The organism is Aquabacterium sp. OR-4 (assembly GCF_025290835.2).
Taxonomy (GTDB): Bacteria; Pseudomonadota; Gammaproteobacteria; order Burkholderiales; family Burkholderiaceae_C; genus Pseudaquabacterium.
Genome location: NZ_JAOCQD020000001.1, coordinates 1,362,475 through 1,388,971, shown reverse-complemented (window position 1 = coordinate 1,388,971; position 26,497 = coordinate 1,362,475). Strand labels below are relative to the sequence as shown.

Below are 26,497 nucleotides of genomic sequence, written 5' to 3'. Positions count from 1 at the left end.
GCCAGCTTCCGCTGAGTTGATGTTTTTATGCAACGCGTGCCGGAGGCGCTGAGTCGACCGCCGGCAGGAGTCGTGGCGACGCTGCGCCGCTCGGTCAGACGGCGTGCCGCGACGCTGTGGGCCGAGGGACGGGCGGGCGCTTCGCTCATCAACAAACGTCTTGCGGCCGTTTTGCTTCTTTTTCTTTGGTTGCATTTTGTTTCATTTGTTGCAAGGCGCCAAGCGGCTTATTTGGCGGGCAAGTTATTAAACGTTTAGACGTTTGATTTGACATGTTATTCACGTCATGATGTGAATCGATGGTTTATCGAGTGGTTCAAAAACTATTGCCGAGCCTGAATTTTCAGATGTAACTTTCGCCAAATTGGCCGGCGTGCCAATTGGCGTCATATCCGGCAAACTTTCTCCATCGATCGCCGAAGAAGAAGGCGTTTCGATGGCGAATGTTTGAAATCCGTGTTCCTCACCATCGTGGGGTTTGCCGTTGTTTTCGGTGGCCCGGGGTTCCTGCCATTCGTCTCTTTCGCGGGATTTGAAATGGGCGCCCTGAACCAGAGTACCCATTTCATTCCCATCAAAGTTACGGCCGATTCAGGCCAACACATATTTGGGAACCGATGAGACTGAGTAAATCAGAAACAAGCGCGGCAAGCGGGCCGGCCGCGGAGCAAGACGAGCCGCTGGTTCCTGCGCAAGTCAATCTGGCCACGTACCCATGGGCGCCTGTCCGCATGGACTACTTCACCGGGCACCTGCTCGCGCTGGCCGCCAACCCGGAGCCGTTCCGGGCCCTGGTGCTGCTGATGGCCCAGGCCTGGCGGCAACAGCCCGCCATGACGCTGCCTGATAACGACACCCAGTTGGCGGCGATGGCGGGCTTTGGTCGAGACGTCGCGGGCTGGGTGCTCATTCGCCCCGAAGTCTTGGAGGGCGACTGGTATCTGGCCAGCGATGGCCGCTGGCACCACCTTGAGTTCGGCGGGTGGGCTCTGCAGGCTTGGGACAGCAAACAGAAGACCGACCGCAGTTCGGAGAAGCAACGCGAGCGCGCGCTGGTCGGCGTTGCCCGCAGGCAGGCCGCCGCCAATGTTGGCGTCCCGTCGGCGGTGAGCCATGGCTCGGCCACGGCTCAGCCATATGAGAGTACCGAAGAATCAAAACATAAGTTAGATGAACACACATATGAGAGGGAGAGGGACAGAAGCACATCGTCAGATCGCTCTCTGCTCCCCTCTGTTGCAGATGCTTCTTCGTCTCATGTCAATCAGGGCACAGGCACAAAGGAGGACAAGCAATCGGTAGGCGACGTGGATCCTGTGGTGATGATCTTCGAGCATTGGAAGCAGGCAACCAGGCGGCCCGATGAGCTTCTTATTGAGTCCCGCAAACGTGTCATCCAAGCCAGACTGGATGAAGGCGTTAGCCCGGCGTCGATGTGCAAGGCCATTGACTTCGCCGCGCAGGATGACTTCTATCAAGGTCGCACCGCCAAGAGCACCCGCAGGCAGGACACGATCGCGGTCATCTGCTGCAGTGCCGACCGCGTCCTTGCTTTGGCCAGCGGGGCTCGCACAGGCGGTGCTCCGCAGATCAGCATGCTCAAGCCTGCGGCCCAGCGCACAGCAGAAGTCGCAGCGGCCGTGGCAGCACGGTACGACGCCGACGTGATCGATGCCGAAGCGCCATTGGTGCTGACGATCGAAGGGAGCGCAGCATGAACCGCGTGACCGTCAAACCGTCGCCATCGGTCGTGCGTGTGGTGACCGAATGCCTGTGCGAGGTTGCGGAGCGCACCGGGAAGGAGGTCGGTGCTCTGGAGATGGCGAAGTGGTACGAGGCCTTCGCTGTCTGTCAGCCCTTCGAGCTCCGTGAGGCGTTCGACAACCATGCCTTGACCTCGCCCTTCGCGCCCAGCATGGCCGCCATTCGCCAGGAGCTGGACCGCTCTCGATTCGGCGGCATCTCGGGTGCGTGGTTGATGGTCAGGGAGGCAGCCCTGGCGTGTGCGGGCCGCAACTTCTTTGTTGTCTTCGAGCACGCCGCCATCCACTTTTCCATCGAGGTCATCGGGGGGTGGCATTCGGTGATTCGGCTGGTCCGAGATCCAGGCAGCGTCTCATTCGCTCGACGCGATTTCATGAAGGCCTTTGAGGACCATCGCCCGTCGATCGGCTACCCGGCTGGGCTGGGTGGGTTCAACGGTGTCAATGCGGTCCTGATCGGACACCGGGAACGCGCGCTGGAGGTCTACCGGCACGGTGCGAAGGGGGGTGCAGCCTGCTTCTCCGGCATCAACATCCTGCATCCCCAGGTCGAGCTATTGCCCGGGCAACACCTGCAAGCCTGGCCGGCGCATCTGGGCCCCGAGCACATGGCTGTGCCACCCGGGCCACCTGTGCACATCACCCCGACATGGTGGGGCACCGAGCCGTCGCCATCGGCGCTGCCCGTAACACCCACCTGATAACGCTGCGTAACGCTACGCGCGATAACGCACCGTAACGCTACCTGTTACCAACCGAAGAAATGAAGGAATGAAATCATGATGAAACTTGACCTGACCGACGCGGTCGCTGCAGCTGACGCGGCCGTTGCTGCCGTCTGCGATGCCATGGTGAAGGAGGGGCTGAAGCCCTCCACCCGTTCCGTTCGCGAGCGGATGGGCGGCGGCTCCTACACCACCGTGTTGCGGGGGGTGCAGCATTGGAGGGAGCTTTGCGCGGCGTGCGCTGCTGACGATATCCCCCTCGACCCCGTCATCATCCAGCGGTTCCGCGCCCAGTACGTGGCGATCTCGAATCAGGCGTCCAATGACGCCAACATGCGCGCTGCAGATGCGGAAGAAACAGTGGCTCAACTGGCCGCCGAACTCGAGGGGATGGCAGATCGGCTGGCCGAACGAGAGGGTGAGCTGAGCACGGCGCAGACCCAAGTGCAGCAGCAGCAGGGGCAGCTGGCGGAGCGGGCCGGGGCGCTGGAAAAGCTGAAAGCGGAGTACGCTGCGGCGATCGATGAGGCCAATAAACGTGCCGCGTCCGAACGAGCCCAGGCGGAAGAGCTTCGTCAGGAGCTGGTGCGGAAGTCGATTGACCTGGCGCAGGTGCCGGGTCTGAAGGAAGAGCTGGAGGCAGCCCGGCAAACGGCGAAGAGCAGTGCCCACCAGGTGGCCGAGGCCAGGCAGATCGCCGCCGTGGCAGAAGAGCGGGCCGAGGCACATTTCGACCGGGCGTGCCAGGCCGCTTTGCGTGAGACCAAGCTCGAAGCCCAGTTGCAGCGTCTGCAGGAACAACAGGAGAAGGCGCTGGCCACGGAGCGCGCGCTGCAGCAGGATATCTTGAAGCTGTCCACCGCGGGGTCAGCCCTGGAAGCGCGTTGCCTGGTCCAGCTGTCCGAGATCGCACAACTGCGGGAGGCCGCGCGCAAGGCCGTTGCCAAAGACGATGAGCACGCCAGTGACCGTGACGGTGAAGAGGTTGCCCCCACACCGCGCGAACCGCGCGGCACCGTCTGACATCGGGCGGCGATCCGCGCTGGTCAGTGTGTCACCGACCTGGCCCGGATGCCGTTGCCACCATCGCGGTGCGGTACCGGGAAGAGGCTGGCTTCTGCCCGCGAGCCGAGCGATTCAGCGGCCGGCCGTCTGCCGGGCTTCCTGGTCGGCGATCATCTGGCTCAGTTCCTTGAACGTGCCGGGCTTGTAGAGCTTGATGGCCAGCTGCGCGAATTCTCGCTCGCAGGTGGGCACGCGGCCCGGCTCGGCGGGCTCGCAGCGCTTGGCCTGTAGCACGGCGCAGGGCGTGTTCATCAGCCGCACGCTGATGCCGCCAGACGGCAGCGCAGTAATGGCCAGTTCATCCGGCTTTCCCCAGCCTTGCGTGGGCTTCTGCGTCCACTTAAGTTCGTCGGATCGAAACTCGCCTGTCGCACCGCTGGGGCGGACGAAGCCCGCGAACGATCCGTTCGGAAACGCGGCCTCCGGCCGATCACCGAAACTGAACTCGGCATCCTTCAGTCCGTCCTTGAAGGGGCCGAAGGGGCGAACATCCACGATGGCGGCCACGCGCTGACCCGGCCGGCAACTGTAGACGCCGGCGAATCGGCCTTCAACAGGGTGAGGGCCGACGACTTTCTGTTTGCACCGCTGCGCGATTTCCCGCGGATTGCCCAGCACGATGAGCGAGGTCCCCGCTGCGCACAGGTTGTATTCCATCCGCGCTCCGAAGCCCGTTTGCCAGGTTCCTGTGGCCGAGAGAAGGCCGGGGTGCCCGGAGCCGAACGTCTGTCCGAGCATCAGGCCGATGAACCCGATCACCGCCAGGCCGGCCAGGATGGGCGCCAAGCTGAAGACCAGGGCCAACACGGGCAGCGCAAGGCAGCCGCCGATCCAGGTCCATGCGAGCATCGCGACGACCAACGCCACCATGCCCGCCCACCCGGGCTGCCCGATGCCGCCCACCAGGGCGGGCAACACACCAGCGCCGACGACGCCGCCGATGAGGCCAGCGACGACGATCACGAACAGCATGACCGCGTTCGGAGAGGCGGAACTCAGCACCGCCGTGCTGGCTGCGTCAGCGGCCCCGAGGGCCCCTGCGCCACCGGTGCTGCGCACATGCCCCGAAAAGACGGGCGACCGCATGCGCGGGTCGGACCAGTCCAGCCGCAGTTTGACCGCGCGGCGGATCCAGAAGGCCAGCGCGACGGACGCGGCGGCGTAGGCGATGAGAAGAATCGATGCGATCACGGACGTGCTCCCACAGTGGTTGAACAAGTGGGGGCGGGGTGGCGAACTATTTCGTTGAACTGACCAGCGGAGCGTCCCGGACCGATCCGTTGAGGTGCGGGTCCGTGTCCTTCTGTGCGGCTGCTGCCGCTCGGGCCTCGAGGTCGCGCTGGGACGCGCCTGCCGACACGGCGGCCGCGACGTGGTGAGGTGTTGCGAAGCGTGCGGACGTCTTGTGCGGCATCTGAGCGGCCTGCGCCAGTGCGGCGCCATTCATCAGCAAGCCCATCAACAGAAGGGCCACAGAGATTTTCAGGTCAGTCCAGATGGATGGGGTCATCAGTGATGGGTGGTGAGGGAAGTTTCCGCAGCGGTCCCGGTGACTGAATCTCCGGCCGGCCAGTATTTGCACCGACTCTATCATCTATGTATTTAATTAAGTGTGGTTTTTATGCATACGTAAAGCAACCCTTGTGGGATGGCAATAGCAAGCAAAAAAGTCATCCCCAGGGGCCGGCCCGTCGGCTCCAAATCGACCGACCCGACGATTGCAAAGGCCTTCGGCCAGGCGGTCGTCATGTTGCGGACATCCAAGGGTTTGTCGCAAGAATCTGTTGGATTGGCGGCCGCCATCGGCCGCTCGAACATGTCGTCTATCGAGAACGGGCGGACGGTTCCAAACCTTGTCGGCGTGGTCAAGATTGCCGCTGCACTGGGATGCAGCCTGCCCGTGTTGTCTCGAGAGTTCGAGCGAGCCTACAAGGGGCTCCTCCAAGGCACTGAGGGTGACGAGCCGGCCAGGTGACCGGAGGTCGCATTGCCGCTTTCATCGACCGGCCAGCCGGCCAGGTTTTTCTTGTATGGACGATGGGGGTGCAGCTACAGTGACAGTGTTTGCCGTCATGGCTCGCACCCGATTCAGCGGCACCCTGCGTTTTCTGCCTTCCACACCACATGCCCCAATTCTTCGACGCACGAACTTCATCGCCTCAGCAGGTGGTGCGTGAGCGTGGCCGGCCAGATCTCGTTGGCATAGCGAGACGATAGGTCACCCATTCCTCAGTTGGCGCGCCGCACTTGTCGGCGTCATCGCGGACTTCGTCCGTCCCAACTGAGCGTTATGTATGACTGAAAATCTGTTTGAAACTACCGTCGGCGTGGCCGAGCTGCTGCCGCTGTTTCAATGCCCCGACTGGATGAGCGTTCGGCTCGATCCTGAGCTGTCGCGTGATGGCCGTCGCCTTAGCGAAATCTTCCTGCGCACGTTTGCCCTGATCTTGGGGCGCAGGCAGCCCCGTCGGGCAGCCGTCAGCTGCGTGAGCGTGGACGGTGTCCTGCATGTGATGTTCGACTTCTCTCCGCGACGCGGCGATCTTGAGCACGCAACCCTCAGCAGTTTGGCCGAGTCCCTGCAGGAACTGCACAACCGTCGCCTGGCAGCCGAACTGCGCGACCACACTCAGCCGGCCAGGAGTGATGTCCCGGAATTCGACCTGCCTGACGTGGACGGCGGCCTCGACCTGCTGGGGCTGGTCACCGGCCCGCACGCACTTGAGCCGATCGACGTCTTCAAGTTCGCCGAGAGCGCAGAACAGCTCGAGCAGCGCATCAAAGGCCGCGATGGCGAAGCCGGCCGACGAATTGCGCAGACACTGGAGCGCTTGGCGCTCAGCGGCATCAGCCGGCCAATGGCGCCACCGCCCGCTGATTGGCTGCAGCGCCTGGACGCACTGGTGGAGAGCTTCCCCAGCTTCGAGCAGGTGATCGAGACGGCCATCCGCCCGCACATCACACTGTGCGCGCAGGGGTTGCCGCACCGGCTTGCGCCCATCCTGCTCGCGGGTGGACCCGGGATTGGCAAAACCACCTTCGCCAATGCATTGGCGGCCTTGCTGGGCACGCCGCCGCCGCTGTTCGTTTCGATGGCGGCCGAAACAAATGGCAGCTCGATTTCAGGATCGAGTACCTTCTGGTCGAACTCCTCGCCAGGTCAGCTTTTCGAGTTCATCGCCTGGGGACGTGCCGGGCACGACCCGGTGGCCAATGGACTTGTCGTGCTCGATGAAATCGACAAAGCCCACACGACCGGGTACAGCGGGCTCGGGCCGCTTTATTCGCTTCTGGAGGAGCACACGTCGAAGTTTTTCGTTGACCAATCGCTGCCCGATTTGATCTTCGATGCCAGTCACCTCAGGCTCATCGCGACGGCCAACAATGCCGATGAGATCCCTGCGGCGCTGCGCTCGCGCATGTTGGTTTTCCAGATCTCGCCGCCGTCCGCAGGGCAACTGATGAACGTCGCCCGGCAGATTCTGGCGGAGCTGATCCGCAAGATGCGAGTGCCGTTTTCAGCCGATCTGCCCGCAGCGTTGAGCGGGCAGATCGGAGACATGAGCCCGCGGGCCATCAAGCACGCTGCGGAAATCGCGTTCGCGCGTGCCGTGATGGCAGGACGCAGCCATCTCGTCGAAGAAGACTGGCCGGCGCTGCGCATGGATGAACGCCAGCCGGCCCGACGCGCAGCGATGGGATTTGTGCACAGCTGATGCGCCAGGCGCCGGGACCCGGCGCCCTTGCAGTTGCGCCCAGGCTGTGGACACGGCACCGCTGCTGGTCAGCAAATGGTGGTGGGCTCGGCGTCGTCATCCAAAGGCAGTTGGATGTCCACATGGGAAATGCCGGGAGCCACCTGGCCTGCAGCTGCCACGAGTGGCATTTTGAACACGGCGCGATCCTGGTCGCGCTCCAACATGCCGGCGATCTCGGTCACGAGTTCCGGCCGCTTGGCCATGACCCATTTGCCAATGATCACGGCCTGGCGCGTGATGCGTTTTCGCTCAGTGGCACCATGCTGCGCGAGCAACAGGGCGCGTCGGTTTTTGAGCTGCTGCAGTTTGATGTCAATCGACTGGATGTTGTTGGGTGTCATGGCCGCACCTGGATACGTTTGCTGAGTACAGTGTATTTATTGGCAAGACAGCTGTGGGGCTGTGCGGTCCTGATTACCCCCGATCATTTCGCCCATATTGCGAATGGCTATTGGATGGGAGTCGCTGACGACCTCCCCGAAGGGCGCACTTAGAGTAATCCCGCTTCGCAAGATTACGTGCGGTCAGGGCTGCGCCCCGACACCCCGGAGGAACTACAGTGGCAATTTTCCATTTGAGCGCTCGCCCGCCCATTGCTCGCGCCAGCGGCCGATCCGCTACAGCTGCGGCGGCGTATCGCGCCGGCGCATTGATCACCGATCAACGCACCGGTCAGGTCTTTGACTACCGCCGCCGCAAGGGCGTGCTTGACGCGCGCATCCACCTGCCGGGTGGCCGGCTTGTGCGGGATCGCGAAAAATTCTGGAACGACCTGGAGCTGCACCACCGCCGGCGTGATGCCGTGCTCGCGCGCGAAGTTGTGCTCGCGCTTCCCAACGAGCTGGATGCCGACGAGCGCGCCGCGTTGGCTTTCGGCTTCTCCCGAGACATCGCCACCGAGTTTGGTGTCGGCGTGGACTGCGCCTTGCACGCGCCATCCCGCGGCGGTGATGATCGGAATCATCACGCACACTTGCTCCTGACCGCATGTACGGTCGATGCCGACGGTGTGCTCGGTAAAAAAGCAGAACGACTCGACCCCATCGCGTGCAAGCGACATGGCGCAGCGGATTCCGTGTCGTGGCTGCGGCCACGTTGGGAGCTTTCGGTGAATGCTGCGCTTGCCCGCAAGGGATCTGCCGAGCGCGTTGATCACAGGAGTTTCAAGGATCGAGGGATTGGACGGTTGCCCACCGTGCACGTTGGCGTCAACGGTGCTGCGGCCCGGGGACGCGCCAGCCTCAACGCGCGGCTGCGACGGCGTAACGCGCGCGTTTCGGCCGTTGAGGAGCAGATGTGCAAGTTGTTGCGCATGAAGGCGCGCCTGGCTGAGCGGACCGAGCCAAGGCCGGACCCACAGCGTGTGGCGCCAAACGTCGAGGGACCGGCGTCCGATTTGTCGCCGTGGCGTCGCCCCAAGGAGGCGCTGCCAAGTTCGCGGAGATCAGTGACGGTGGTTCGTAGGGGTGGTGAACTTTCGATTCAGCAGTCTGATCGCCGCAAGCCACCACGGTCACAACATCGCCCTTGATCAAGGCGTGAATGTGGGTGGTGGATAAAAACACAGTTATCGGTGCGCATGGTCATCAAACTGATCAGGGTAAGATGCTCAGAATGCACCTGCCCATCATTTTCGTCTCGACCCAAGCCCAGGGGCCATCAAGCGATGGTTGCTGACCTGTCGCAGTCGCAACGGGAGCGGGTTGCATACCTTGAGCTGAAAGCGTTTTTCGCAGGCGAGTTGCGGCGGGCTGATATCGAAGAGCGGTTTGGAGTGAAGCCTGCTGCGGCCACTCGAGACCTGACCGCTTATCGTCAATTGGCCCCGGCAAACCTCTCATACGACGTGCTTGCCCGTTGCTACAGGCCGGCGGACGCATTCAAGCCTGTATTTGAGTTTTCGCCAGATCGCGTACTGGCCTGGCTGCTGCTCGGGTTCGGTGACGGTCTGGATCTGAAGCTTCGCAAGGCCGTACCTTGCGAAGGGCCTGGCAATTTGGTTCGCCCTGACCTGAAAACTCTTGCTACTGTGACGCGGGCAATGTGCGCCAAAAGAGCGCTCAAGGTGACCTATCTGTCGTTGTCATCGGGGGCGGCTTTGCGCGAACTGGTTCCGGTTGCGGTGGCAGACAACGGGTTGCGATGGCACGTTCGTGCATTCGACAGAAGTAAGTCACGGTTTGGCGACTTCGTCCTATCGCGCATTACGAAAGCCACAGAGGTAGCCGGCTCAGTCGAGGAGCATGAGCTGTTGGGTGCCGACGAGCAGTGGGCGCGGATCGTGGACTTGGAGGTCGTTCCCCATCCCGGCGTCAAGCAACCCAAAGCGATTGAGGCCGACTATGGCATGGACGGCGGCGTGTTGAAGATCAAGACGCGGGCCGCGCTTGCCGGCTATGTGCTTCGGCGATGGTCCATCGACGCGAGCCCCGACCACCGGCTCGACCCTGCGTCCCACCACCTATGGCTTCGCAACACGCCCACCCTCTATGGCGTGGAGAGCGCGATGCTCGCGCCAGGCGCTTCGTCGTCGGGGAGCCCCGCGTGACGTTGCTGCGTTCAAGCCCAATCCGCAACGAGATAGACAACATTCATACGGGAGCGAGCAATTGACAGAACAAAACACGATTGCCCATGAGCCAGGCGCGCCGCCGTCGAGCGCGTGGGTGCGTTTCCTGCGCACCTACGGTCCGACGCCGAACAACCTGACGATGTTCGATGAATACGTGGCCGGAGCCGTCGGCCGGGCTAAGGTGCAGCCCATCGCGCTGAGCACGCCGATGCTCGAGCCGATGAAGGCGCATGTGGCGTCTGGAAAGCCTGGCTCCATACTGATCGCGGGCACGGCTGGCGACGGCAAGACCTACCACTGCCGCGCGCTTTGGACCTCCATGGGCGGCGACCCGCGCGCGTGGGCCGCCAAGGGCAACATCAAAGAACATCGCCTGGCTGACGGCCGCTTGGCAGTCTTCATCAAAGACCTCAGCGAGTTCAATGGCGAGGAAAGCGATGCTCCCCTGGCACGGCTCGAAAAATCGGTGCTTGAACGCGACGACAGCGAGATCGTCATCCTGGCGGCCAACCACGGCCAAGTGCTCGACAGGCTTCGCGACCTTGGGCGCAGGCAAGGGCGCAGCCACCCGCTGCGCAAGCCGCTGCAGGAATTCTTCTTGCAGGCGGGCAAAGAGCCAGATCGCCTAGCCGTTTTCGACCTCAGCCGCAGCGTGGGCCGCATGGCGCTCGAGGAGGTGGTTGCCGCCGTTGCCAAGCACGCCGAATGGGACAACTGCCGCCGGTGCTCGCTGAAATCGGGCGATAAGGTGTGCCCGATCTATGAGAACCGTCAACGGCTTCTTGGAACTGGCGATGGCGCGCAACTCGGACGCCGGCTGGGCGACTTGGTGGAGATCGCCAGGCTCAACGGGCAGCATTTGCCGGTTCGAGACTTGCTCGCTCTGTGCGCCAACATGATCTTGGGCCACCGCGACGCCAAGGACGGCTTGATGTCCTGTGCCGAGGTCGCGTGGATTCAGGAGCAAGGGGCGGTGGATCGCGGGAGCGTCTACGGCAACGCTTTCGGCGCGAATCTTCCCAAGCGGCGCCTCGCCGACCGGCCGGTCTTCAAGGCGATGGCGGCCTTTGGCGTGGGCGACGAGACCACCAATGGCGCGGACGGCTTGTTGGTCTACGGGAAAGACGACGTGAAGCTCGCGCCGGCGTTCGCCCGCTTGATTGCGAGCGACCCCGTCTATGGGGCCACGCCACGGCTGCTGAGCGCCCAGGACAAGTATCTTGAAGGCGAGGAGGCCGCCCGCATCGACGGCGGAGCCGCCGGCTTCATGGACCTGCTGCAAGAGCAGCGCCGCCGCCTCTTCTTCACGCTGCCTCCGGGCGAGGAGGGCTACCCCTTCTGGTCGATGACCGTGTTTCGCTTCGCGGGCGAATACATGGAGATGCGCGCGGCCTTGCTCGACAAGAAGCCCGTCGCCGAGACCGTGCGCGGCCGGCTGGTGCGCGGCCTCAATCGCGTGATGACGGGCCTCTTGATCGACAACGTGGACCGCATCTTTGTCGCCAGCTCTGGTGGCTTCACGCAGTCGCGCGTGAGCGTGCTGTGCGACACCGAGGCCCCATCGCGCCGGCTCAATGGTGTTGGCATGGCGGTCAAGCTCGAGGCGAAGACGGGCCGCCCCTGTCTAGACGTGTCGCTTGCACAGGGCGCTGGAAATTTCGTGGCCTTCGACCTTACGCCTGTGCGCTTTGAGTTTCTCTCGCGGGTGGCCGAAGGCGCGCTGCCAGGCAGCTTCTCCAGCGAGTGCTTGGAAGACATGCTTGCGTTCAAGGCCAAGCTGCTGCGCAAGGCCGAGCTCATCCGGGGCCGCAGCCAGCAGGACGATGACGATGAGGCGGGCGCCGACAGTGGATCGCTGACGCTGAATTTCATCGACATTGAGCAGGGCGGCCACGGGTTCTCTCGGCCCATCACCGTGAGGATTTCCGAATGAGGCAACGCATTGACATTGACCGGGTCGACTTCGCCGTCGATGAGCACATCTGGGGCCACCGCCTCTACGACGAGCAGTTGCCGCATTTGACCGTGCTCGAATTCCTGGGCGTGCTGGGGTCAAACCTTGACAGCCCGCTGGTCGCCACGCCGACCGACAAAGTGCGATATCGGCCGCAGCATCAAATCCGCCTGCGCGGCCTGCTGTTCAACAACCCTTTTGTCGAAGCCATCCGCGAGCGGTCGATCACCGACGACGAGAAGTGGCGCGAGTGGAGCGCCTTGTTTGCCCAAGACGCGACCAAGCTTGGCGACGAGGACATGGGCTATCTGCGCAAGGCGTTTTCGAGCTTTGACGACTTCGCCAAGGCTATCGAGCTGCTGCGTTCGTCCGCGTTCGAGGCCCGCAGCAACAAGCGTTGGAGCTCCAAGTTCGTCTTTCCCTTTGGCCCCGACGCTTTGTTCGAGGACTTGCGGATCGACTCGGGCGGCGCGAGCAACGACCGGCGATTCTTCGCCCGCACGGGCGAGCTGCTGTATCTCATGCTCAGCCGCGCGGCTCGCGGCCCAGAACTTGGTGCCCAGCTTTCACAGCGCCTCTTCAATCGGGCGGCGCCGATGAATCGCTTGGTGCGCGCGCTGCAAGGTGAGCCCCAGCTCGCGTCGAATTCGCGCGACGTGGGCTATCTGCCCCACGCGTCCCATCCTCGCTTTGACCAGCTCTGCGATGACTGGCTCGCGATCCTGGCCAAGGACATGCCGATCTACGACGCCTTGGAGCACCTGATCGCCTCGGCGGGCCTCAACCTCCTGCTGTATTTCCTCGAGCAGGCCAAGACGCAGGCCGGTGACGCCGAGCCGGTCGAGTTTGTCTGTGAGATCGTGTCCAAGGAGCGCACAAAGGTTCGCGCCCTGTCGGGGGATAGCTACCAGCTCAACCAAGGCCTTTCGGTCAAGGCGGTCCGCGCCTCCATCGAGCAAGCCCGCTTGCTGCCCGAATGGGAAGCCGCCTCCAAATCGGACTACCCCGACGCGGCGCAGGCCAGCGTCATGCGCGAGTTGTTCCAGTGGCCATCGGCCGATTCGGACGACGACGCCGACTACACGCGCATGTCTGGCGACAAGCTGATCGAGAGGCTGGTGGACATGGCCATCTCGCGCCATGAGCAGCACGTCGGGAAGATTCATGCTTCGTGGTCGCGCGCCATCGGGCTCAGCTCCCGGCGCCTCGCGCGGCGCACGCGATATGCCCCAAACGACCGGCTCATTAAGACTCTGGTGGTGGCCATCGTCGATGACCGCATGCAGTTCGACGAGTTCTTGGCAGAGGCCAAGAGGCGCTATGGGCTCGTCATTGGCGACGCGGAAGGCTCACGCCTTGTCGCCGAGAAGAAGGTGGACCAGGAAGTGCTCAGCGAGAACCGCGCCAATCTCGAAGCGCGGCTGGTTGGGCTTGGGCTTGTGCGTCGGCTCTCCGACTCCTGCTCGTTTGTGGAGAACCCGTTTGGATTCAAGGGAGAAGAAAATTGCTGACCGATCGGATCATTGGGCGCGTCGGCGCCGACATCCTGGCCAAGCGCATCAATGACGCTCGCCAGGCCGACGGCTCGGCGCAGGACTCGGCGGCGCTGTTCCGCCTCGACAAGCTGTCTTCTTCCCAAGTCGCCTCGGTGGCCCGCGCGGTGCTTGCCAATCACGACTTGGCCGCGCGCGTCGATCTCATGATCCCCGAGGCGCTGGTCGAGGGCCAGGGCTTGCCGCCCGAGGCCCTGATCCAACACAACGCCGGCTTCGTGCGCAACAACGCCCAAACAAGCAAAGAGGCGATCCTCACGGCCAACGGCAACGAGCACAACCTGGCCGACACCCTTGGGCACGTCACAGCCTTGGGCGCCAAAGAGCTGCGCGCGAACGAAGAGGCATGGGTCGATGCCACATGCCATGTCGCTGGCATGGCGCCGGTTCCCGATGACCGCCAGGTGTTCCGCTCGGCCCTCAAGGGCCTGATCTCCGCCTATGACCTGTCCTTGGTGCAGCTTGGCGACTTCTGCGCCCACGTGACCGAAGCCATGTCGGCGACGCGCGGCCTGCCCATTCGCGACGCCATTGGCTGGTCGTTGCCGAAGGTGGGCTTGCCCCGAGACACCTCATTCTTCGCCAGCGCGAAGACCTACGGCGCGTCCTATAAGCCTTGGAAAAAGGCGTTTGAGAAGCTCTTCGCCCACCGCGCTCCGCTGCTGCTGCGCCTGCGACCCAACGGGCAGCCGCTGGACCCCGATGAAATGCGCCAGCGCTTGGACGACAACGCTGCGAGCATCACCGATGCGGCGCGCGTCGCCTTGGAGGCGTTCATCAATGCCCCCATGGGCGAGAACCAGCCTGCAGCCGACGTTGCCGAGCTCGAATGGGAAACCGATGGCGTGTGCCACATCTTCGACAAGCCCAAGGAGAAGCTCCAAGGTCTGGCCGAGCACACGTTGAAATTCTTCGAGCACGACTGCGACGACGCGGAAGCCCTCGACGAAAAGTGGAAGCGCCACCTTGAAGATCTCAAGGCGCGCGAGAAGCGCTCCGAGTGGAATGACGACGACAAGGTCTTTTTCGAGCTGCACCGGCGCTTCATGGAGCCGTCGCGGCAGCTTCACGCTCGTTGGGAGAAGGCGATCTTCGGCAAGGCCATCGAGTGCAATGATTTTCTCGACGGCTTTGCGAGCGTGACTCACCACCTGTTGGCCGGCGCCGACGACATGGCCGGCGAGCGTTTCTTGCGGTTCACGGTCAACAAGGGCCGGACCGAATGGCGCACTCGCTTCAACCACGACGTGGGGTGCTACTTCTCGGCGATGTATCGGGGCATCCAGGAGCTCATGGGCTCGCGGGTGAAGTGGGAGGTCAAGGGCATGGGCGCGGGCAACCTTCCCGACCCGCTCTTCCACTACGAAAAGTTTTTCGCCAAGGAGAAGGAGCTTCGCGGCGCTACGCTAAAGCCCGTTTCGTCGTTGGCTCGAAACGCGGTCCAGATCAAGTTTGACGTGGCGCTCGTGCAGCGCATCGGCGACCGCGAGACCGTCATCGACAAGACGCAGCTTGTGTGGAGCTATCGCCCCGAGTCCATCGGATTGGCGTTGGTCTCCGACATGCGCCGACTGCTGGAAAAGGGCGCGGTCGGCTGCACAGAGGTTCCGCGCCGCTTGGTCAGCAAGAAGGGCGGCGTGCAAAGCGTCTCGCTGCTCGACACCGGTACGCTGGAGGCCACGTTCTCCCGCGACGCCGGCTCGCTGATTCCGCCGGCCAACAAGCTGCGCAGCTTGCGCGCCGAAATCAAGGACCGGATCAAAGAGCTTGCCAATGAGGGCCGCCTGACCAAGGAGCAGCGCGACGAGCTGCGCGCGGCGTGGGATGCTTTCGAGGCCGACTACATCTTGGCCATGAAGGACTTCATCGACACGGGCCTGCAAGGCGAATCCGTCCTGCGGCAGGCCGAGTCGTTCTCGGCGCTGCTGAGTGCTCTGATGGTCCATGCTCGCGGCGACGTGTGCCGTGCCCGCTTGGTGGCCGAAGTGCTCTCGATTGGCACGGCCCGCATTTCAGGCGAGCAGCCCTCGCTCATCATCCCGCCATGGCATCCAGAGCGGATGAAGGCGCTGGCGGTCAAGACCCGCCGCGTTGCGGGCTTGGCGACCCACTTGCTCACCAGCGACAGCGTGCTGTTCGGGCACCGCGACATCTTCTTCCGGGAGTTTTCCGAGGAGCTCGCGCATCCGTTCTACCCCGAGATCGCGGTCATGCAGCGCGGCAGCGAGCCGCTGCTGGTCGCCGAGAGCAGCACCATCAACGGATACAGCCTTTTTGAGCGGCCGGTCCGGGGCGAAGAGGACTCCATGACCGATGTCGATCCGACCTCCGCAGCCAAACAGGCGCGCGAGCTGTTGGAGCGCTACATCGGCCTGCAGCCCCACGAGGCAGCCAATCTGAGCGTCTTGCTCTACAACGCTGACGCGGCGGAGTTGCCCCTGGCGACCGTGCGCGAGCTCGCGGGCCTGCAAGCCGAGGATGATTTCCAGTGCAGCGTGTCGGTCAGGCACAGCGATCCGGCCAAGCTGCGCCGCGTCTACGCCGAATTGGTCAACAAGGCGGGAGACGATCCCGACCTGCCGGTGGTCAGCGAAACCTCGGACAACTTCATCTCCAAGCTGCGCATCGCGGTGACGCCGGCCTCGGCCACGCCGGGGCAAGGCGAGGGCGGCTTCAAGCCCTTCGACGTGGCATTCCTGCACGACGTGGTGTCGCGCACGGCGGTCGAAGAGTGGCTTCCGGTGGACTGGACCAACGACCGGCCGAGCTTGGAGCACGCCCCGTCGCGCTGGTCCTATCGCAGCGTCTCTGGCGAGAACGAGCTCAAATCCACCACCTTCCTGACGTGCCCGTGGCAGACCGCTTCGGGATGGGCCTATGTCGGGGCGGTTGCCGCTGTGCATCGCCAAACCGATGCGCCCGTCGGAGCTCGGTATCTGCCTGCCCGTCGCATTTCGTTGCAGCATGAGGCGTTGGCTTCGACCATGAACGACGCGCACGCGTTGGCCGAGTGGGTTGCTACCTATGACGAGCTGCTCGACAAGCGGCAGTTGCAGCACAACGGAATCACGGTCGTCCGGTATCGCCGAGCGTCCACCAACGGCCGCAACATGATCGTGAGCTCGACCTCAGAGCTGCGCCTGCTCGGCGTGCTCATTCGCCGACGGCTCGGCGAGTTGGGCCTCTCTCTGGGCAGCGACGAACTTGACGGGGTGGCCGCCCGCATGAAGAAGGATGCGCTGTCGGTCTCCGGCGACATCGTCCTGCGCGCCGCCAAGCGCGGCGTGTCCGCTGGCGAAATGCTTGGGCTGGTCCTGAGCCGCCACTTGGTTGTAGAGGAGTTTGCCGCCCAGGCCAAGGCAGGTCAGTCTTTCAGCGTGTTCTTCCTGCTCGACGACTACGCCGATTGGCTGGCTCAGCGCGAAAGCCGCATCGCTGACATCTTGGCCCTCTGTGTTGAAGAGGTCGATGATGGGATTCGACTGCGCATCGCCGTGGTCGAGTCCAAATACGTCGCCGCCGAAGGCTCCGCCGAGGCCAAGCGCTCTTCGAAAGCCCAGCTCATGGCGACGCTGACAACGTTCCGGGCCGCGTTGTTTGGCGATCCTGGGCGCCTCGACCGCGACGTGTGGCTCTCGCGTCTGGCCGATTTGCTGATCGACGCTGAGATTCCGCCAGGCCTTTCCGGTTTGCTTGCGCGTGCGCGCTCGAAGTTGCGCGAAGGCGATGTGGACATCGCGCTGCGCGGGTACTCGCACGTCTTCGTCCATTCGGCCGAAGCGGGCCAATCCCGGTCGGCGTCCGAGCAGCTTGAGATCGACAACACTGACGGCGTCCAGGCCTGGCAGGAAGTATTCGACCGGCCGGAGCTGCGCAAACTGGTTGAGGCCTATTCGGCTGCAACTGGCGCGACTGGCGTTCGCGGGCAACTCGGCGGCTCAGAGCCTTGGAAATCAGCATCGTTCACCCGGCCCGCCGCGCGCGTGGCTTGGCACGCGATGATGGAGCAGCTTGGCCAGCAGGATGCGGCGGTGCAGGATGGCGCGGCCACGGCCGAATCGGCGCCCCCGGCGCCGGAGGCTCAGCCGGCGACCGCTCCGTCAGAAACCAAGCCCGTGGCTCCTTCGGTTCAAGAATATGAAGTCGCCGCTGCGCCAACGCCTGTCGCAGCGGCGGTGGGCGAGCATTTGTCGGTCTTGATTGCCACAAAGCAAGCCGGCCTCGCCGTGGCGGACGACGAGCGCGAAGCATGGGCGCAGGAAACGACCAAGAAGCTCAAGACGGCATTGAACAGCTACGGTTTGCAGGCGGCTGTCCTGGGCACGCGAATGACGCCCAATGGCTGCTTGGTGCGGCTGGCGGGCTCGGACCGGCTCAGGGTCGAGGACATCGAGGCCAAGCGCACGCAGTTGCTGACCACGCACGCCATCAACCTGGTGACGGTGCAGCCCAAGCCTGGCGAGATCGTGGTGACGATTGCTGGCGTCAAGCGCCAAGCCGTGTCGCTGTGGGACTTGTGGGCGAAGCGGCAGCTCAATCGCAACGTGGCGGGGATCAACACCTCGTTCGTGCTGGGCCTTCAAGAGATCAATGGCTCGCTGCTCTATCTGAACCTCGGCGGCGAGTTCGGCGGCCTGTCCTCGCATGAACCGCATTCCCTGGTGGCTGGCGCCACTGGCAGCGGCAAGTCAGTGCTGATTCAGGCGATCCTTCTGGACATCGCGGCAACCAACCCGAAAGAGCTGGCCCAGATCATCCTCATCGATCCCAAGATGGGCGTGGACTACGCCGCGTTGGAGGACTTGCCCCACATGCGCGAGGCCATCATCACCACCAAGGAGCGCTCGAATGAAGTGCTGGAAGCCTTGGTCGAGGAGATGGAAAGCCGATACCGGGCCTTTGCCCAAGCCCGAGCGCGCGACCTGGCGACCTTCAACGCCAAAGCAGCCCCAGACGCTCGCCTGCCCATGGTGTTCCTGATCCATGACGAGTTCGCCGATTGGATGCTCGATGACGCCTATAAGGGCGCGGTGGGCGCGGCTGTGCAGCGACTCGGCGTCAAGGCTCGGGCCGCAGGCATCCACCTGATCTTCGCGGCCCAGCGGCCGGACAAGGATGTGATGCCGATGCAGTTGCGAGAGAACCTGGGCAATCGCTTGATTCTGAAGGTCGCCAGTGAGGCGACCTCAAAGATTGCGCTTGACCGTCCTGGAGCAGAAATGCTCCTCGGGCGGGGGCACATGGCAGCGAAGCTCAATGGAGAGCAGGGACTCGTCTTTGCGCAGGCTCCGTTCCTGTCAGACGATGAGATCAGTTTGGCGGTCCAAGCCATCAATGCAGATAATTAGAAATAGCCTCAAGGAATTGCAATGAAAAGCTGGAATTCAAGCCCTCATCCTATTTCTGACATTCGCGATTGGAAGCAGTTGGAGCGGCTGGAGATAAAGCCTGACTTCCAACGGCTCGAAGTGTGGAGTGACGCGGCAAAAGTGATGTTGATGGACACCATCTTGCGCGGCATTCCGATGCCGAAGATATTTGTCTCTTCAGTAATCAAGAATGATCAAGTGCATAGGACGGTTATTGACGGGCAGCAACGCATCAGCGCAATTCTTGCCTTCATGGCTGACAAGTTCTCGCTTGAAAAGCCATATACCGGTGAGTTCAAAGGCCTGTATTTTTCGCAGTTGCCTGAGGGCGTTCGGAGTGCTTTTCTTCAGTATCGGATCGACTTCAATGAGGCGATGGAGTTCTCGGAAGAGGAGCTGAGGGAGACTTACTCCCGGTTAAATAAGTATTCGGTGGCCTTGACCAAGCAAGAGTTGCGTAGAGCAGACTATCCCGGCGCATTCTTGAAGATGGCAGAGGAGCTTGCCAATCACGACTACTTGGACAACGCTCGAATCTTCACGGTCGCCAACCGCAGGCGCCTCGCAGATGTCGAATACGTTTCCGAGTTGCTGGCGGCGTTGATTGCGGGTCCGCAGGACAAGCGCGATGCCCTTGATTCTTTTTACTTGCAGTATTCAGCTTGGGATGATGAGGATCGGAAGGGTGTCGAAACTCGATTCTTGAATGTCGTTGCAGACATGGCGGCGATATTTTCTGGAAACTTTTCAATTGACAAAACGCGTTTCCGTCAGAAGGCCGACTTCTATTCGATGCTCTTGGCCATTGACGAACTGCGCACTGCCGGAGGAGTTCTTGAAGGAGCGGATTTGTCTCCGCTGCGCGAAGACCTGAGATGTTTGGATCATGTCATCGCGCCGGAATCTGACGTTCGGGACTGTCGCGACTACGCCATCAAGTGTGTGTCTCAGGCCAATTCGCAGTCCAGTCGCCGATGGAGAGTCGGCTTCTTGCGAAGCTTTTTGGCTGGGACCTACTTGAGAAAGCCCCCGACAGGGGACGCGGCCGTCCTGTTCTATCGGATGTTGACTGATCACGGCGACCCTATGTGCCCGCCTCCGACTTACGGTTGCGACAGTTGCGGGGAGGACATTCCCACCAATGAAATTGAAGTTGTGGGGTGGAGAAAGGATTCGAGCGTATTTCAGATGGACAACGCCATTCATTTGCATCAAAAGTGCATTGACGCTGAGAGATGGATCATCTTGTCTGACGACGGAGCGAAGGCAGACCTCACTTTTTCCGCCGACAAGCAATTGCCATTGGTTTGACGGGCCGAGCGAAAATCCTATGTTTTTTCAGCTCATATCGGATCGAAACAGCCTGGCGGTGTCGCAACGCATTATTGGCGCAGACGGCAGGGCTTACACCATTCAAGAGCAGTTGGGCGAAGGTGGGAATGCCATAGTTTGCGAGTGCGCAGCCGAGGCAGACGGCGCGATCTACGCCGTAAAATTTCTCACTAACTCACGAGGGGCGTCTCGCAAAGAGCGTTTTGAATTGGAGGCGGCCTTGCTTGAAAAGCTTGCCGCGCTGAATCACGATCACCTCATTCACTTTGTCACCAGTGGCTCATGCGAGGGCGAGGTGGTGGATCGGTTCAAAAAGAAGCATCGAATTGAGGTGCCTTTCGTGATCATGGAGCGCGCTGCTTGCTCGTTGAGGGAATATGTTCGAGACTCTTCCGAACTGATCACTCCTGAGATATATGCCGCTCAGTTTCGGGGGCTAGTGAGCGCGTTGGAGCTGCTGCATCAACACGCCATACATCGAGACATCAAGCCAGACAACATTTTGGTGGTCGGCGAGCGATGGGTGATCAGCGATCTGGGGTTGTGCGCACCGCTAGAGAAAGCCGACGGCGAAGACTTGACGCTTCAATGGCAAATACCAGGCCCGCGTTTCTGGATGTCGCCCGAGGCGAACAACAGGCACGTTGGACTTGACGATGAAATCAACTTCGCTTCCGACGTGTTCCAGTTGGCAGCGGTGTTCTGGTGGGTGGTCAACCGCAGGCACCCAAGCGGAATCCTCATTCGAGAGGATTGGGCTGGCCTGGACAGTTTGTATGGCCCGATCTCGACGGCCCTGCAGCACTCTCAGAGCCGCCGATACGCTACGGCAAATCAGTTCGGAGCGGCGGTGGTCAACGCAATCAGCTTGTAGCGCCGACAGCTCAACGCTATTTGTGGCAAATCACGCAGGAGCCGTTGCCTTCATCCTCACCATAGACATCGTCGATGTCCTCGGGGCAAGAGCGAACTGGGCGAAGCGGGTTGATCGGGATTACCGCGCGCGCGCGCGCCCTGCGCTTCTCAAAATCGGCAACGATTTGGGCGACGCGCTCAGGCTGCTCCAACTCGGAAAGCGACTCGCCTGATGACCAGGTGAACGGGGAGCCGTGCTCCAAGGCATCTTTTTCCAATGCCTTGGCCTCTTCGAACTTGTCGGGATGGCGCTCTTTGAGGCGCACCCACTCGATCTTCTGCTGGAAGAAGCAGAACGTGCAGCCGCTTCGCGAGCGCCACTCGTAATACTTCGGGTAGCCCACCCCCGACGATTCAAGGATGTCCATCACGCCGGCCTTGTCGATGCCGGCCGTGCGGAAGGGCAGGCATACGCTCAAGCCGTCTTGCTTGGACGAGTAGCCCTCGCGATAGTCCTCGTCGGCTCGGATGGCCACATAGGTTGTGACTTTGTCGCCCGAGGCCATCATGGGTTTGACCCATTGTTCGAAGGGCGTCAGCTTGAGCTTGCGGGTGCACCAGCGCGTCTGCGGCGAAGGCAAGAAGTGGTTGTATTCGCGCAGCCAGAAATCGAAATCGCGGCGGGGGTTGAGTCGCTCGATGGGCTTGCCGAGGTAGCCCTCGAGGCGGCCCAGGAACTCATACACCTCAGGCAGCTCTTCGCCCGTGTCGGTGAAGAAGTATTCGATGTTGAGCTCGGGATGGGCTTGCCGCATGTGAACGGCCAGGGCGGCGCTGTCCTTGCCTCCCGAGATTCCGAGAACGTGGCGCTCAGCCATGGTTTCCCTCCTCATCGGCCGTCAACCTCATGCCCGCCTTGGCGAGAATCGCCAACAGGACATCAGTCCCCAAACCTTGCTTCTTCAATTGGGCGGCGATTTCGTCGGCCTTTGACTCCACGGCCTGGCGGTGCCGGTCAGTGATGTCAAACGAGCGCGAAATCATCTTCGCCCCGGTCCCCGCGCCGATGATGACGGCGAAAGCCTCGCTGTTGGGCTTGCGGCCCTTGACGGAGACAAAGGCCTCAGCCTGCCTGAACCGCAACGCAACCTTGGAGATCTCGAGCGTCGCCGCGTCGATGTCTCGGTCGGTCCAGTCGCGCGGCGGCTTGTTGGCCGCCAAGCTCAGGATGCCCTCAATGCTGACCGTGCTGCCGTCGTGTTTGGCCAGGCGGGTCGCGAACGAGTCTTGGCGGAGGTCGCCCGTAATGCCGGCGACGGCTTCAGCGCGAGCGCGCAGACGGTCAAGCTTGTCCGGCGGAGCGTCGAGGGCCTCGAGCATGGCCGCGTCCACGCTTCGCAGCATCGCCTCATAAGCCCCTGCCAACTCGGCAATGGGGCCGCGCAATGCCTCCACATAGGCGTCACCATCGCTGGTATCCAGCAACGCCACCAGATCGACAAACAAGACCTTGTGGGGGTCGCTTGCTTTAAGTAGCGTGTCTCGAATGGCTCGAGCGCTATCGCTGAGTTGATGGGTGCGCTGCGCCCAGACTGGGAGGTTGAAGACCAGGGCCACGAGCCCGCGCGCAGCTTCCAGCGGGTCGCGCGCCTCGGAGGCGTGTCCGACCTCGGCCAGGATGTTGGCGATGCCGCCCAGAATGCGAGTCTTCTCTTCGTCGATGACTACCCAGCGCAGCGAGAAGCGGGCAGGGTCTTGTAGATATTCGTCGATGTCCGCGTCAGTCAGGCGCGGGATGAACATTCCTTCCTTGTAGACGGCCACATTCGATTGATGGGCCAAAAGGAATGCCGCGAGGATGACCGGCTGAATGCCTGCTTTCACGCCAAAGGGCGGGGCTGACCAGCGTTCAAGGATGTCGGAGGCTTTCACCCGAGAAGACGAGTCCACGAACATGTCGCGAGTCGCTTGCCAGATGTCTGCGAATCGCATCTCGCCCTTGGGATCGGGCGGCACAAAGCGCCACTGGCCTTCGTTGACTTCGCGGTGAAGGCCAGTGCTGCGCAGAAGCGTCTCGTAGAGGCCTCGCTCGGCGGGGAATCCCTCGATGCCCAGGTGCTCAGCACCTTCGTGGGACAGCATACGGTGCAGCAGGTCGCGGCGCGCCTTGACGCTATTGCTCGACACGCTGTCGCGATTGACCAATTCGCTCCACACTAGCGGCGAGCTTCCATAGAGATCGTCGGCGAGGTTGGATGCGATGGGAGAGAGGCGCGCGCCGGCCTCAATGGAATCTTCGCTGCCATCGAACCACTGCGAGTTGGTCACGGCGGCTTGAAGCTGCTCTTCAAGGTTGGCCTTGACCGCTGCCAGGCGTGCATGGACTTCGCGCCGCGCGACGGCGTCGCCTTGCAGCTCGTGTCGGTCCTTTACGGCTTCGAGAGCCACCAACTCGGCACCGAGCTCCTCGATGCGGGCGTGGTTACGCGGGATGCCAACCAGCACCGGCCAGGGAGCTAGCCGCGAGGCGTCGTCGGCCCGGCGATGGGCCGACTTGATGCCCACGCCTCGGCCGGGGAGGGCGAGGGCGAAGAGCCCAAACTCGCCCTTCGATGGCTTGTACTTCTCTGCCAGGCGCTCGGCTTCGTCGAGCTTGCTCAGCGAGAGATTCATCCAGCGCATGGTGCCGGTCTCGTGATAGTGGCGCTTGGCCACGACCGGATGCAAGCCCATCAGTTGGGCGAGGTGGTTGTAGTCAACGCCAGGCGAGGCGGCCAGGGTCTTGGCGATGGCCGCGTCAATGTCGAAGTCGCTGCCCTCGAAAACAGACCAGGCGCCAATGTGCTTCTTGAAGAGAGCCACGCGCATGCGCGCGAGCTCTTCGAGCCCCTTCTCGATTTCCGCGATGGGCCGCTTGTAGAAGATCGCGCCCAGGACCGCCGTGTCGGCAGCCAGACCAGAGCCATTGCGGAACAAGTCGATGACGGCGATGTTCTTGATCAGCTCGACCAAAAACGCGTTGCCTGTCTTGGCTTCGGTGCGCTCAATGGCCTCAACCGCTTGCGACCAGCGATGTCCGTCGGGAGAGGCGAGGATCGCGGGCTCGAGGTTCGAGCGCAGGTAGTCCCAATAGTTGTCCGGCCGATACCAGGTCGCGGACTTGATCGGGGTCGCTTGGAGATACGAATGGAATCCATGCGGCTCGACTGACGCCAGAAAGCCGAACGTGCTTCGCTCGTTCTGGCCGAACTGTCGCTTGGAGATCGGACCGAGCAGCGCGGCCATGGCCGGATGCAGGGGCCAGCAAGTGGCCAGCGCTTCGGCGAATTTCGCGCCCACGGCAGGGCGGCGCGACCGGATGGATTCGGCGATGGTACTCGACGCGTCGAGCATCCAATCAGGGCGCCGCTCAGCCTCGATGGCGCGGCCAATGAGCTCCACGACCTCGTCGCTCGCGGCGACAAAGGGCAAGTCAATGTAGCGGCCTTGAACCTTGGCCCACTCGTCGCGGGTGTCCGTGCCTAGCCGCGCGCCGTATTGGGCGAACGATTGATGCAGCACGCCGACTACCACCAGCTTGCCATGCGCGCGGGCGGCAGCCTCTGCGAGCTCTTGGAAGAAATAGACATCGTCGCCATGGCCCAGCGCCGAGGCTTCGAGGAACTTGCCCATTTCGTCGAGGATGACCAGCACGCCGTCTTGCGAGCGATCTTCGGCGGTTTGGACCAGCTCGTTGATCAAGTTGGTCGGCGACACCTTGCGGTTGTCGGTGCCTTTGCCCTTGGCTTTGCGGAGCGCGGCATTGAGCTCGGCAATGACGCTGCCACGCTTGCCCACCACAGGAACGACTAGCCAGCCCTTACGGACCGGGAACGCCTTGTCGAACGCGGGCATTGAGCCGAGCTTGAGGGCGTTGCGGGCCTGGGCGCGAAGATTCTTGTCGGGATGCAGCGCGCTCGCGATGGCCACAGCCAGCGACGATTTGCCACCGCCGAACGGTCCAGTCCAGGTAAACGACCGTTGATTGGTCTCCGTCACTTGCCTGGCCATGTTCTCCAAAATGGAGGTGGCCGTGGAGTGGCAGATGTATCCCGCCAAAGCGTCGAGCCGCCCCAAATCTGCGTCCACGCGGATCGAGCGTTGGTAGTGGCGAGATATGCGGACGAAGTCCGAGAGCAATTGGCCTTCGTCGTCAGTCATAGGCTCTTCGAATCATTTCTCGGCGCATCTCTTCGGAGTCGCCGGCTTTCTTATGAACTTGGCGCATGCCTGCTGTGTCTGTCCACGCCAAGAAGCCTTCGGTGAGGTCGGCAAGGCCCATGAGGCGCTCCGCCACCGAGTCCTCGTCAAGCTTGAACACGCGGCCCGGCGAGCCTTCGCCATAGACAATGGCTTCAAACGCCATGGAGCTGACGCCTTCGGCCGCGCTGTCCCAATAGTCGAGCAACGCATAGGCGAACAGGCCATCGTGCAGCGTGGCCTTGGGGCCTCGGCGGAAGGCGTATTGGCCTTTGTGGACCTCTTGGAGCAGGCCGAGCTCGCCGAGCAGCGGTTCGGCGAAGTCTTCAGGCGAGCCGCCGGCAAAGCGTGGGGCATAGCTGCGAAGGCAGGTCTCCAAATCGCGCGACAACGTGGAGGCCGAGAGGCGTCGCTTGGGGTCGAGCTTGCGCGCGAAATCTTCGAGGGGTGCTTCAAGCTCTTGGCGCGTGAAGGTCGGCGCCGTCACATGGTTGAAGAGCCACCGCCACGTTGTGGCGCGGTTGCCTTTGCCGGCAAGCCACCAATGCGCATGCCAAGCTGTTGTGGGGTTCTCAGCGTAGGGGTCCAAGCCCCCATCTCGAAGAATTTCGCTTGCGACGGGCGAAATCTCGAACGATTGGGGGTCCTCGCCAGAGTCGCGAAGCACGTCGCAGGCCATCGCCCAATGGCGAATGGATGCAACCATGTTCTTGCCTACACCGAACGACGCGATGGCGTTCTCATCTGCGAACGCAGCTTTGGGTACGCGCCCGCCTTCAACCGCTTGGTCGAAGGCCTTCTTCAGCCACATTTGACGGAGCGGAAATGTTTCGTGCCCCGAAAAATGGATGGAAGTCCTCGATTTTGCTGTTGTTTTCATCAGCTCTATTGTAGCGTCGAACTGGCGGCAATCACCAGTTCGCCTCCCTCTTGGGAGGAGTCGACGCTGTGCGGTGTGTGCAGACGTCTGCACTTCGTAGCGCTCTTGCATCATACTGGTTATAAACACAGTCCACTCGAGGCGGCGCCTCGTGGGAGGCGATGTAGCCGTCCTGGCGACATACAGCGACCCCTACGAAGAGCAATTCAACGCGAGCCTGCGCGAAGGCATCAAAGCACCCGCGATCGGCCTGCGATAGCGGCCGTCGTGCTCACTCCAGAGCATCAACTACCTTCACGCGCGTACCGGTAAGAATGGGGGCAAGGATTCGGTGATCGCCCAGGTACACGCAAGACCACCCCGTTGCGCCGATTTGTGTGGGCGTGGCCAGGGGCGCTCCTGGAGGGGCGGGCGGTCGAGAAGTGCCCCCTG

The 26,497-nt window shown here is 62.4% G+C and carries 20 protein-coding genes; 12 read left to right on the top strand and 8 right to left on the bottom strand.

Annotation, left to right across the window (positions count from 1 at the left end):
- Positions 1-279 precede the first annotated feature (279 nt).
- Positions 280-564, bottom strand: a complete 285-nt coding sequence (locus tag N4G63_RS05905; protein ID WP_260785634.1) for a hypothetical protein — start codon at positions 562-564, stop codon at positions 280-282.
- Positions 565-731: 167 nt separating this feature from the next.
- Between N4G63_RS05905 and N4G63_RS05900 the strand changes: the two genes are divergently transcribed.
- The 3 genes from N4G63_RS05900 to N4G63_RS05890 all read left to right on the top strand — a co-directional run bounded on the left by N4G63_RS05900 (position 732) and on the right by N4G63_RS05890 (position 3,511).
- Positions 732-1,718, top strand: coding sequence for a hypothetical protein (locus tag N4G63_RS05900; RefSeq protein ID WP_260785635.1), 987 nt, complete (start codon positions 732-734; stop codon positions 1,716-1,718).
- Positions 1,715-2,464: a hypothetical protein gene (locus tag N4G63_RS05895; protein ID WP_314599460.1), complete on the top strand. Its 750-nt coding sequence runs from the start codon at positions 1,715-1,717 to the stop codon at positions 2,462-2,464. Before N4G63_RS05900 ends, N4G63_RS05895 begins: the two co-directional genes overlap by 4 nt.
- An 81-nt stretch (positions 2,465-2,545) precedes the next feature.
- Positions 2,546-3,511, top strand: coding sequence for a DNA-binding protein (locus N4G63_RS05890; RefSeq protein WP_314599459.1), 966 nt, complete (start codon positions 2,546-2,548; stop codon positions 3,509-3,511).
- A gap of 114 nt (positions 3,512-3,625) precedes the next feature.
- Here N4G63_RS05890 and N4G63_RS05885 read toward each other — a convergent pair whose 3' ends face one another.
- The 3 genes from N4G63_RS05885 to N4G63_RS05875 all read right to left on the bottom strand — a co-directional run bounded on the left by N4G63_RS05885 (position 3,626) and on the right by N4G63_RS05875 (position 5,422).
- On the bottom strand, positions 3,626-4,744 hold the full coding sequence (locus N4G63_RS05885) for a hypothetical protein (protein ID WP_314599458.1): 1,119 nt from the start codon (positions 4,742-4,744) through the stop codon (positions 3,626-3,628).
- Positions 4,745-4,790: 46 nt separating this feature from the next.
- Positions 4,791-5,063 carry a hypothetical protein gene (locus N4G63_RS05880; protein ID WP_314599457.1) on the bottom strand — a complete coding sequence of 91 codons (273 nt, stop codon included), beginning with the start codon at positions 5,061-5,063 and terminating at the stop codon, positions 4,791-4,793.
- Positions 5,064-5,155: 92 nt separating this feature from the next.
- Complete coding sequence (locus N4G63_RS05875) at positions 5,156-5,422, bottom strand: protease-associated domain-containing protein (RefSeq protein ID WP_260786744.1); 267 nt, start codon at positions 5,420-5,422, stop codon at positions 5,156-5,158.
- On the opposite strand from N4G63_RS05875, the gene N4G63_RS05870 reads away from it, so the two are divergent.
- On the top strand, positions 5,322-5,528 hold the full coding sequence (locus N4G63_RS05870) for a helix-turn-helix transcriptional regulator (RefSeq protein WP_260786672.1): 207 nt from the start codon (positions 5,322-5,324) through the stop codon (positions 5,526-5,528). The genes N4G63_RS05875 and N4G63_RS05870 overlap by 101 nt on opposite strands.
- Positions 5,529-5,847: 319 nt before the next feature.
- Complete coding sequence (locus N4G63_RS05865) at positions 5,848-7,269, top strand: AAA family ATPase (protein ID WP_314599456.1); 1,422 nt, start codon at positions 5,848-5,850, stop codon at positions 7,267-7,269.
- Positions 7,270-7,337: 68 nt separating this feature from the next.
- Here N4G63_RS05865 and N4G63_RS05860 read toward each other — a convergent pair whose 3' ends face one another.
- A complete protein-coding gene (locus N4G63_RS05860) occupies positions 7,338-7,652 on the bottom strand; it encodes a hypothetical protein (protein ID WP_260785641.1) in 315 nt (104 codons plus the stop codon).
- Between the two features lie 218 nt (positions 7,653-7,870).
- Between N4G63_RS05860 and N4G63_RS28295 the strand changes: the two genes are divergently transcribed.
- From N4G63_RS28295 to N4G63_RS05825, 7 genes are all read left to right on the top strand, one after another.
- Entirely contained in the window at positions 7,871-8,842 is a 972-nt protein-coding gene (locus tag N4G63_RS28295) for a MobA/MobL family protein (RefSeq protein ID WP_443112010.1), read from the top strand.
- Positions 8,843-8,977: 135 nt separating this feature from the next.
- Complete coding sequence (locus N4G63_RS05850) at positions 8,978-9,859, top strand: BrxR family transcriptional regulator (protein ID WP_314599454.1); 882 nt, start codon at positions 8,978-8,980, stop codon at positions 9,857-9,859.
- A gap of 61 nt (positions 9,860-9,920) precedes the next feature.
- Positions 9,921-11,816: a hypothetical protein gene (locus N4G63_RS05845; protein ID WP_314599453.1), complete on the top strand. Its 1,896-nt coding sequence runs from the start codon at positions 9,921-9,923 to the stop codon at positions 11,814-11,816.
- On the top strand, positions 11,813-13,348 hold the full coding sequence (locus tag N4G63_RS05840; RefSeq protein WP_314599452.1) for a hypothetical protein: 1,536 nt from the start codon (positions 11,813-11,815) through the stop codon (positions 13,346-13,348). Before N4G63_RS05845 ends, N4G63_RS05840 begins: the two co-directional genes overlap by 4 nt.
- Entirely contained in the window at positions 13,342-18,738 is a 5,397-nt protein-coding gene (locus tag N4G63_RS05835; RefSeq protein ID WP_314599451.1) for an FtsK/SpoIIIE domain-containing protein, read from the top strand. The genes N4G63_RS05840 and N4G63_RS05835 overlap by 7 nt, the downstream gene beginning before the upstream one ends.
- Positions 18,739-18,759: 21 nt before the next feature.
- On the top strand, positions 18,760-20,070 hold the full coding sequence (locus tag N4G63_RS05830) for a GmrSD restriction endonuclease domain-containing protein (RefSeq protein ID WP_314599450.1): 1,311 nt from the start codon (positions 18,760-18,762) through the stop codon (positions 20,068-20,070).
- Positions 20,071-20,089: 19 nt separating this feature from the next.
- Complete coding sequence (locus tag N4G63_RS05825) at positions 20,090-20,965, top strand: protein kinase domain-containing protein (protein WP_260785649.1); 876 nt, start codon at positions 20,090-20,092, stop codon at positions 20,963-20,965.
- 16 nt (positions 20,966-20,981) lie between these two features.
- Here N4G63_RS05825 and N4G63_RS05820 read toward each other — a convergent pair whose 3' ends face one another.
- Genes N4G63_RS05820 through N4G63_RS05810 form a run of 3 tightly spaced genes read right to left on the bottom strand, consistent with a single transcriptional unit; the run spans position 20,982 to position 26,065 of the window.
- Positions 20,982-21,824 carry a phosphoadenosine phosphosulfate reductase domain-containing protein gene (locus N4G63_RS05820; RefSeq protein ID WP_260785650.1) on the bottom strand — a complete coding sequence of 281 codons (843 nt, stop codon included), beginning with the start codon at positions 21,822-21,824 and terminating at the stop codon, positions 20,982-20,984.
- Positions 21,817-25,146: an ATP-binding protein gene (locus N4G63_RS05815; RefSeq protein WP_260785651.1), complete on the bottom strand. Its 3,330-nt coding sequence runs from the start codon at positions 25,144-25,146 to the stop codon at positions 21,817-21,819. The genes N4G63_RS05820 and N4G63_RS05815 overlap by 8 nt, the downstream gene beginning before the upstream one ends.
- Positions 25,139-26,065 carry a DUF4007 family protein gene (locus tag N4G63_RS05810; RefSeq protein WP_314599449.1) on the bottom strand — a complete coding sequence of 309 codons (927 nt, stop codon included), beginning with the start codon at positions 26,063-26,065 and terminating at the stop codon, positions 25,139-25,141. Before N4G63_RS05810 ends, N4G63_RS05815 begins: the two co-directional genes overlap by 8 nt.
- Between the last annotated feature and the right edge of the window lie 432 nt (positions 26,066-26,497).

Bases quoted from the DNA above. Each gene is read 5' to 3' on its own strand.
- N4G63_RS05905 (WP_260785634.1), bottom strand. From the start codon at position 564: ATGGGTACTCTGGTTCAGGGCGCCCATTTCAAATCCCGCGAAAGAGAC.
- N4G63_RS05900 (WP_260785635.1), top strand. From the start codon at position 732: ATGGACTACTTCACCGGGCACCTGCTCGCGCTGGCCGCCAACCCGGAG.
- N4G63_RS05895 (WP_314599460.1), top strand. From the start codon at position 1,715: ATGAACCGCGTGACCGTCAAACCGTCGCCATCGGTCGTGCGTGTGGTG.
- N4G63_RS05890 (WP_314599459.1), top strand. From the start codon at position 2,546: ATGAAACTTGACCTGACCGACGCGGTCGCTGCAGCTGACGCGGCCGTT.
- N4G63_RS05880 (WP_314599457.1), bottom strand. From the start codon at position 5,063: ATGACCCCATCCATCTGGACTGACCTGAAAATCTCTGTGGCCCTTCTG.
- N4G63_RS05865 (WP_314599456.1), top strand. From the start codon at position 5,848: ATGACTGAAAATCTGTTTGAAACTACCGTCGGCGTGGCCGAGCTGCTG.
- N4G63_RS05860 (WP_260785641.1), bottom strand. From the start codon at position 7,652: ATGACACCCAACAACATCCAGTCGATTGACATCAAACTGCAGCAGCTC.
- N4G63_RS05850 (WP_314599454.1), top strand. From the start codon at position 8,978: ATGGTTGCTGACCTGTCGCAGTCGCAACGGGAGCGGGTTGCATACCTT.
- N4G63_RS05840 (WP_314599452.1), top strand. From the start codon at position 11,813: ATGAGGCAACGCATTGACATTGACCGGGTCGACTTCGCCGTCGATGAG.
- N4G63_RS05830 (WP_314599450.1), top strand. From the start codon at position 18,760: ATGAAAAGCTGGAATTCAAGCCCTCATCCTATTTCTGACATTCGCGAT.
- N4G63_RS05825 (WP_260785649.1), top strand. From the start codon at position 20,090: ATGTTTTTTCAGCTCATATCGGATCGAAACAGCCTGGCGGTGTCGCAA.
- N4G63_RS05820 (WP_260785650.1), bottom strand. From the start codon at position 21,824: ATGGCTGAGCGCCACGTTCTCGGAATCTCGGGAGGCAAGGACAGCGCC.
- N4G63_RS05815 (WP_260785651.1), bottom strand. From the start codon at position 25,146: ATGACTGACGACGAAGGCCAATTGCTCTCGGACTTCGTCCGCATATCT.
- N4G63_RS05810 (WP_314599449.1), bottom strand. From the start codon at position 26,065: ATGAAAACAACAGCAAAATCGAGGACTTCCATCCATTTTTCGGGGCAC.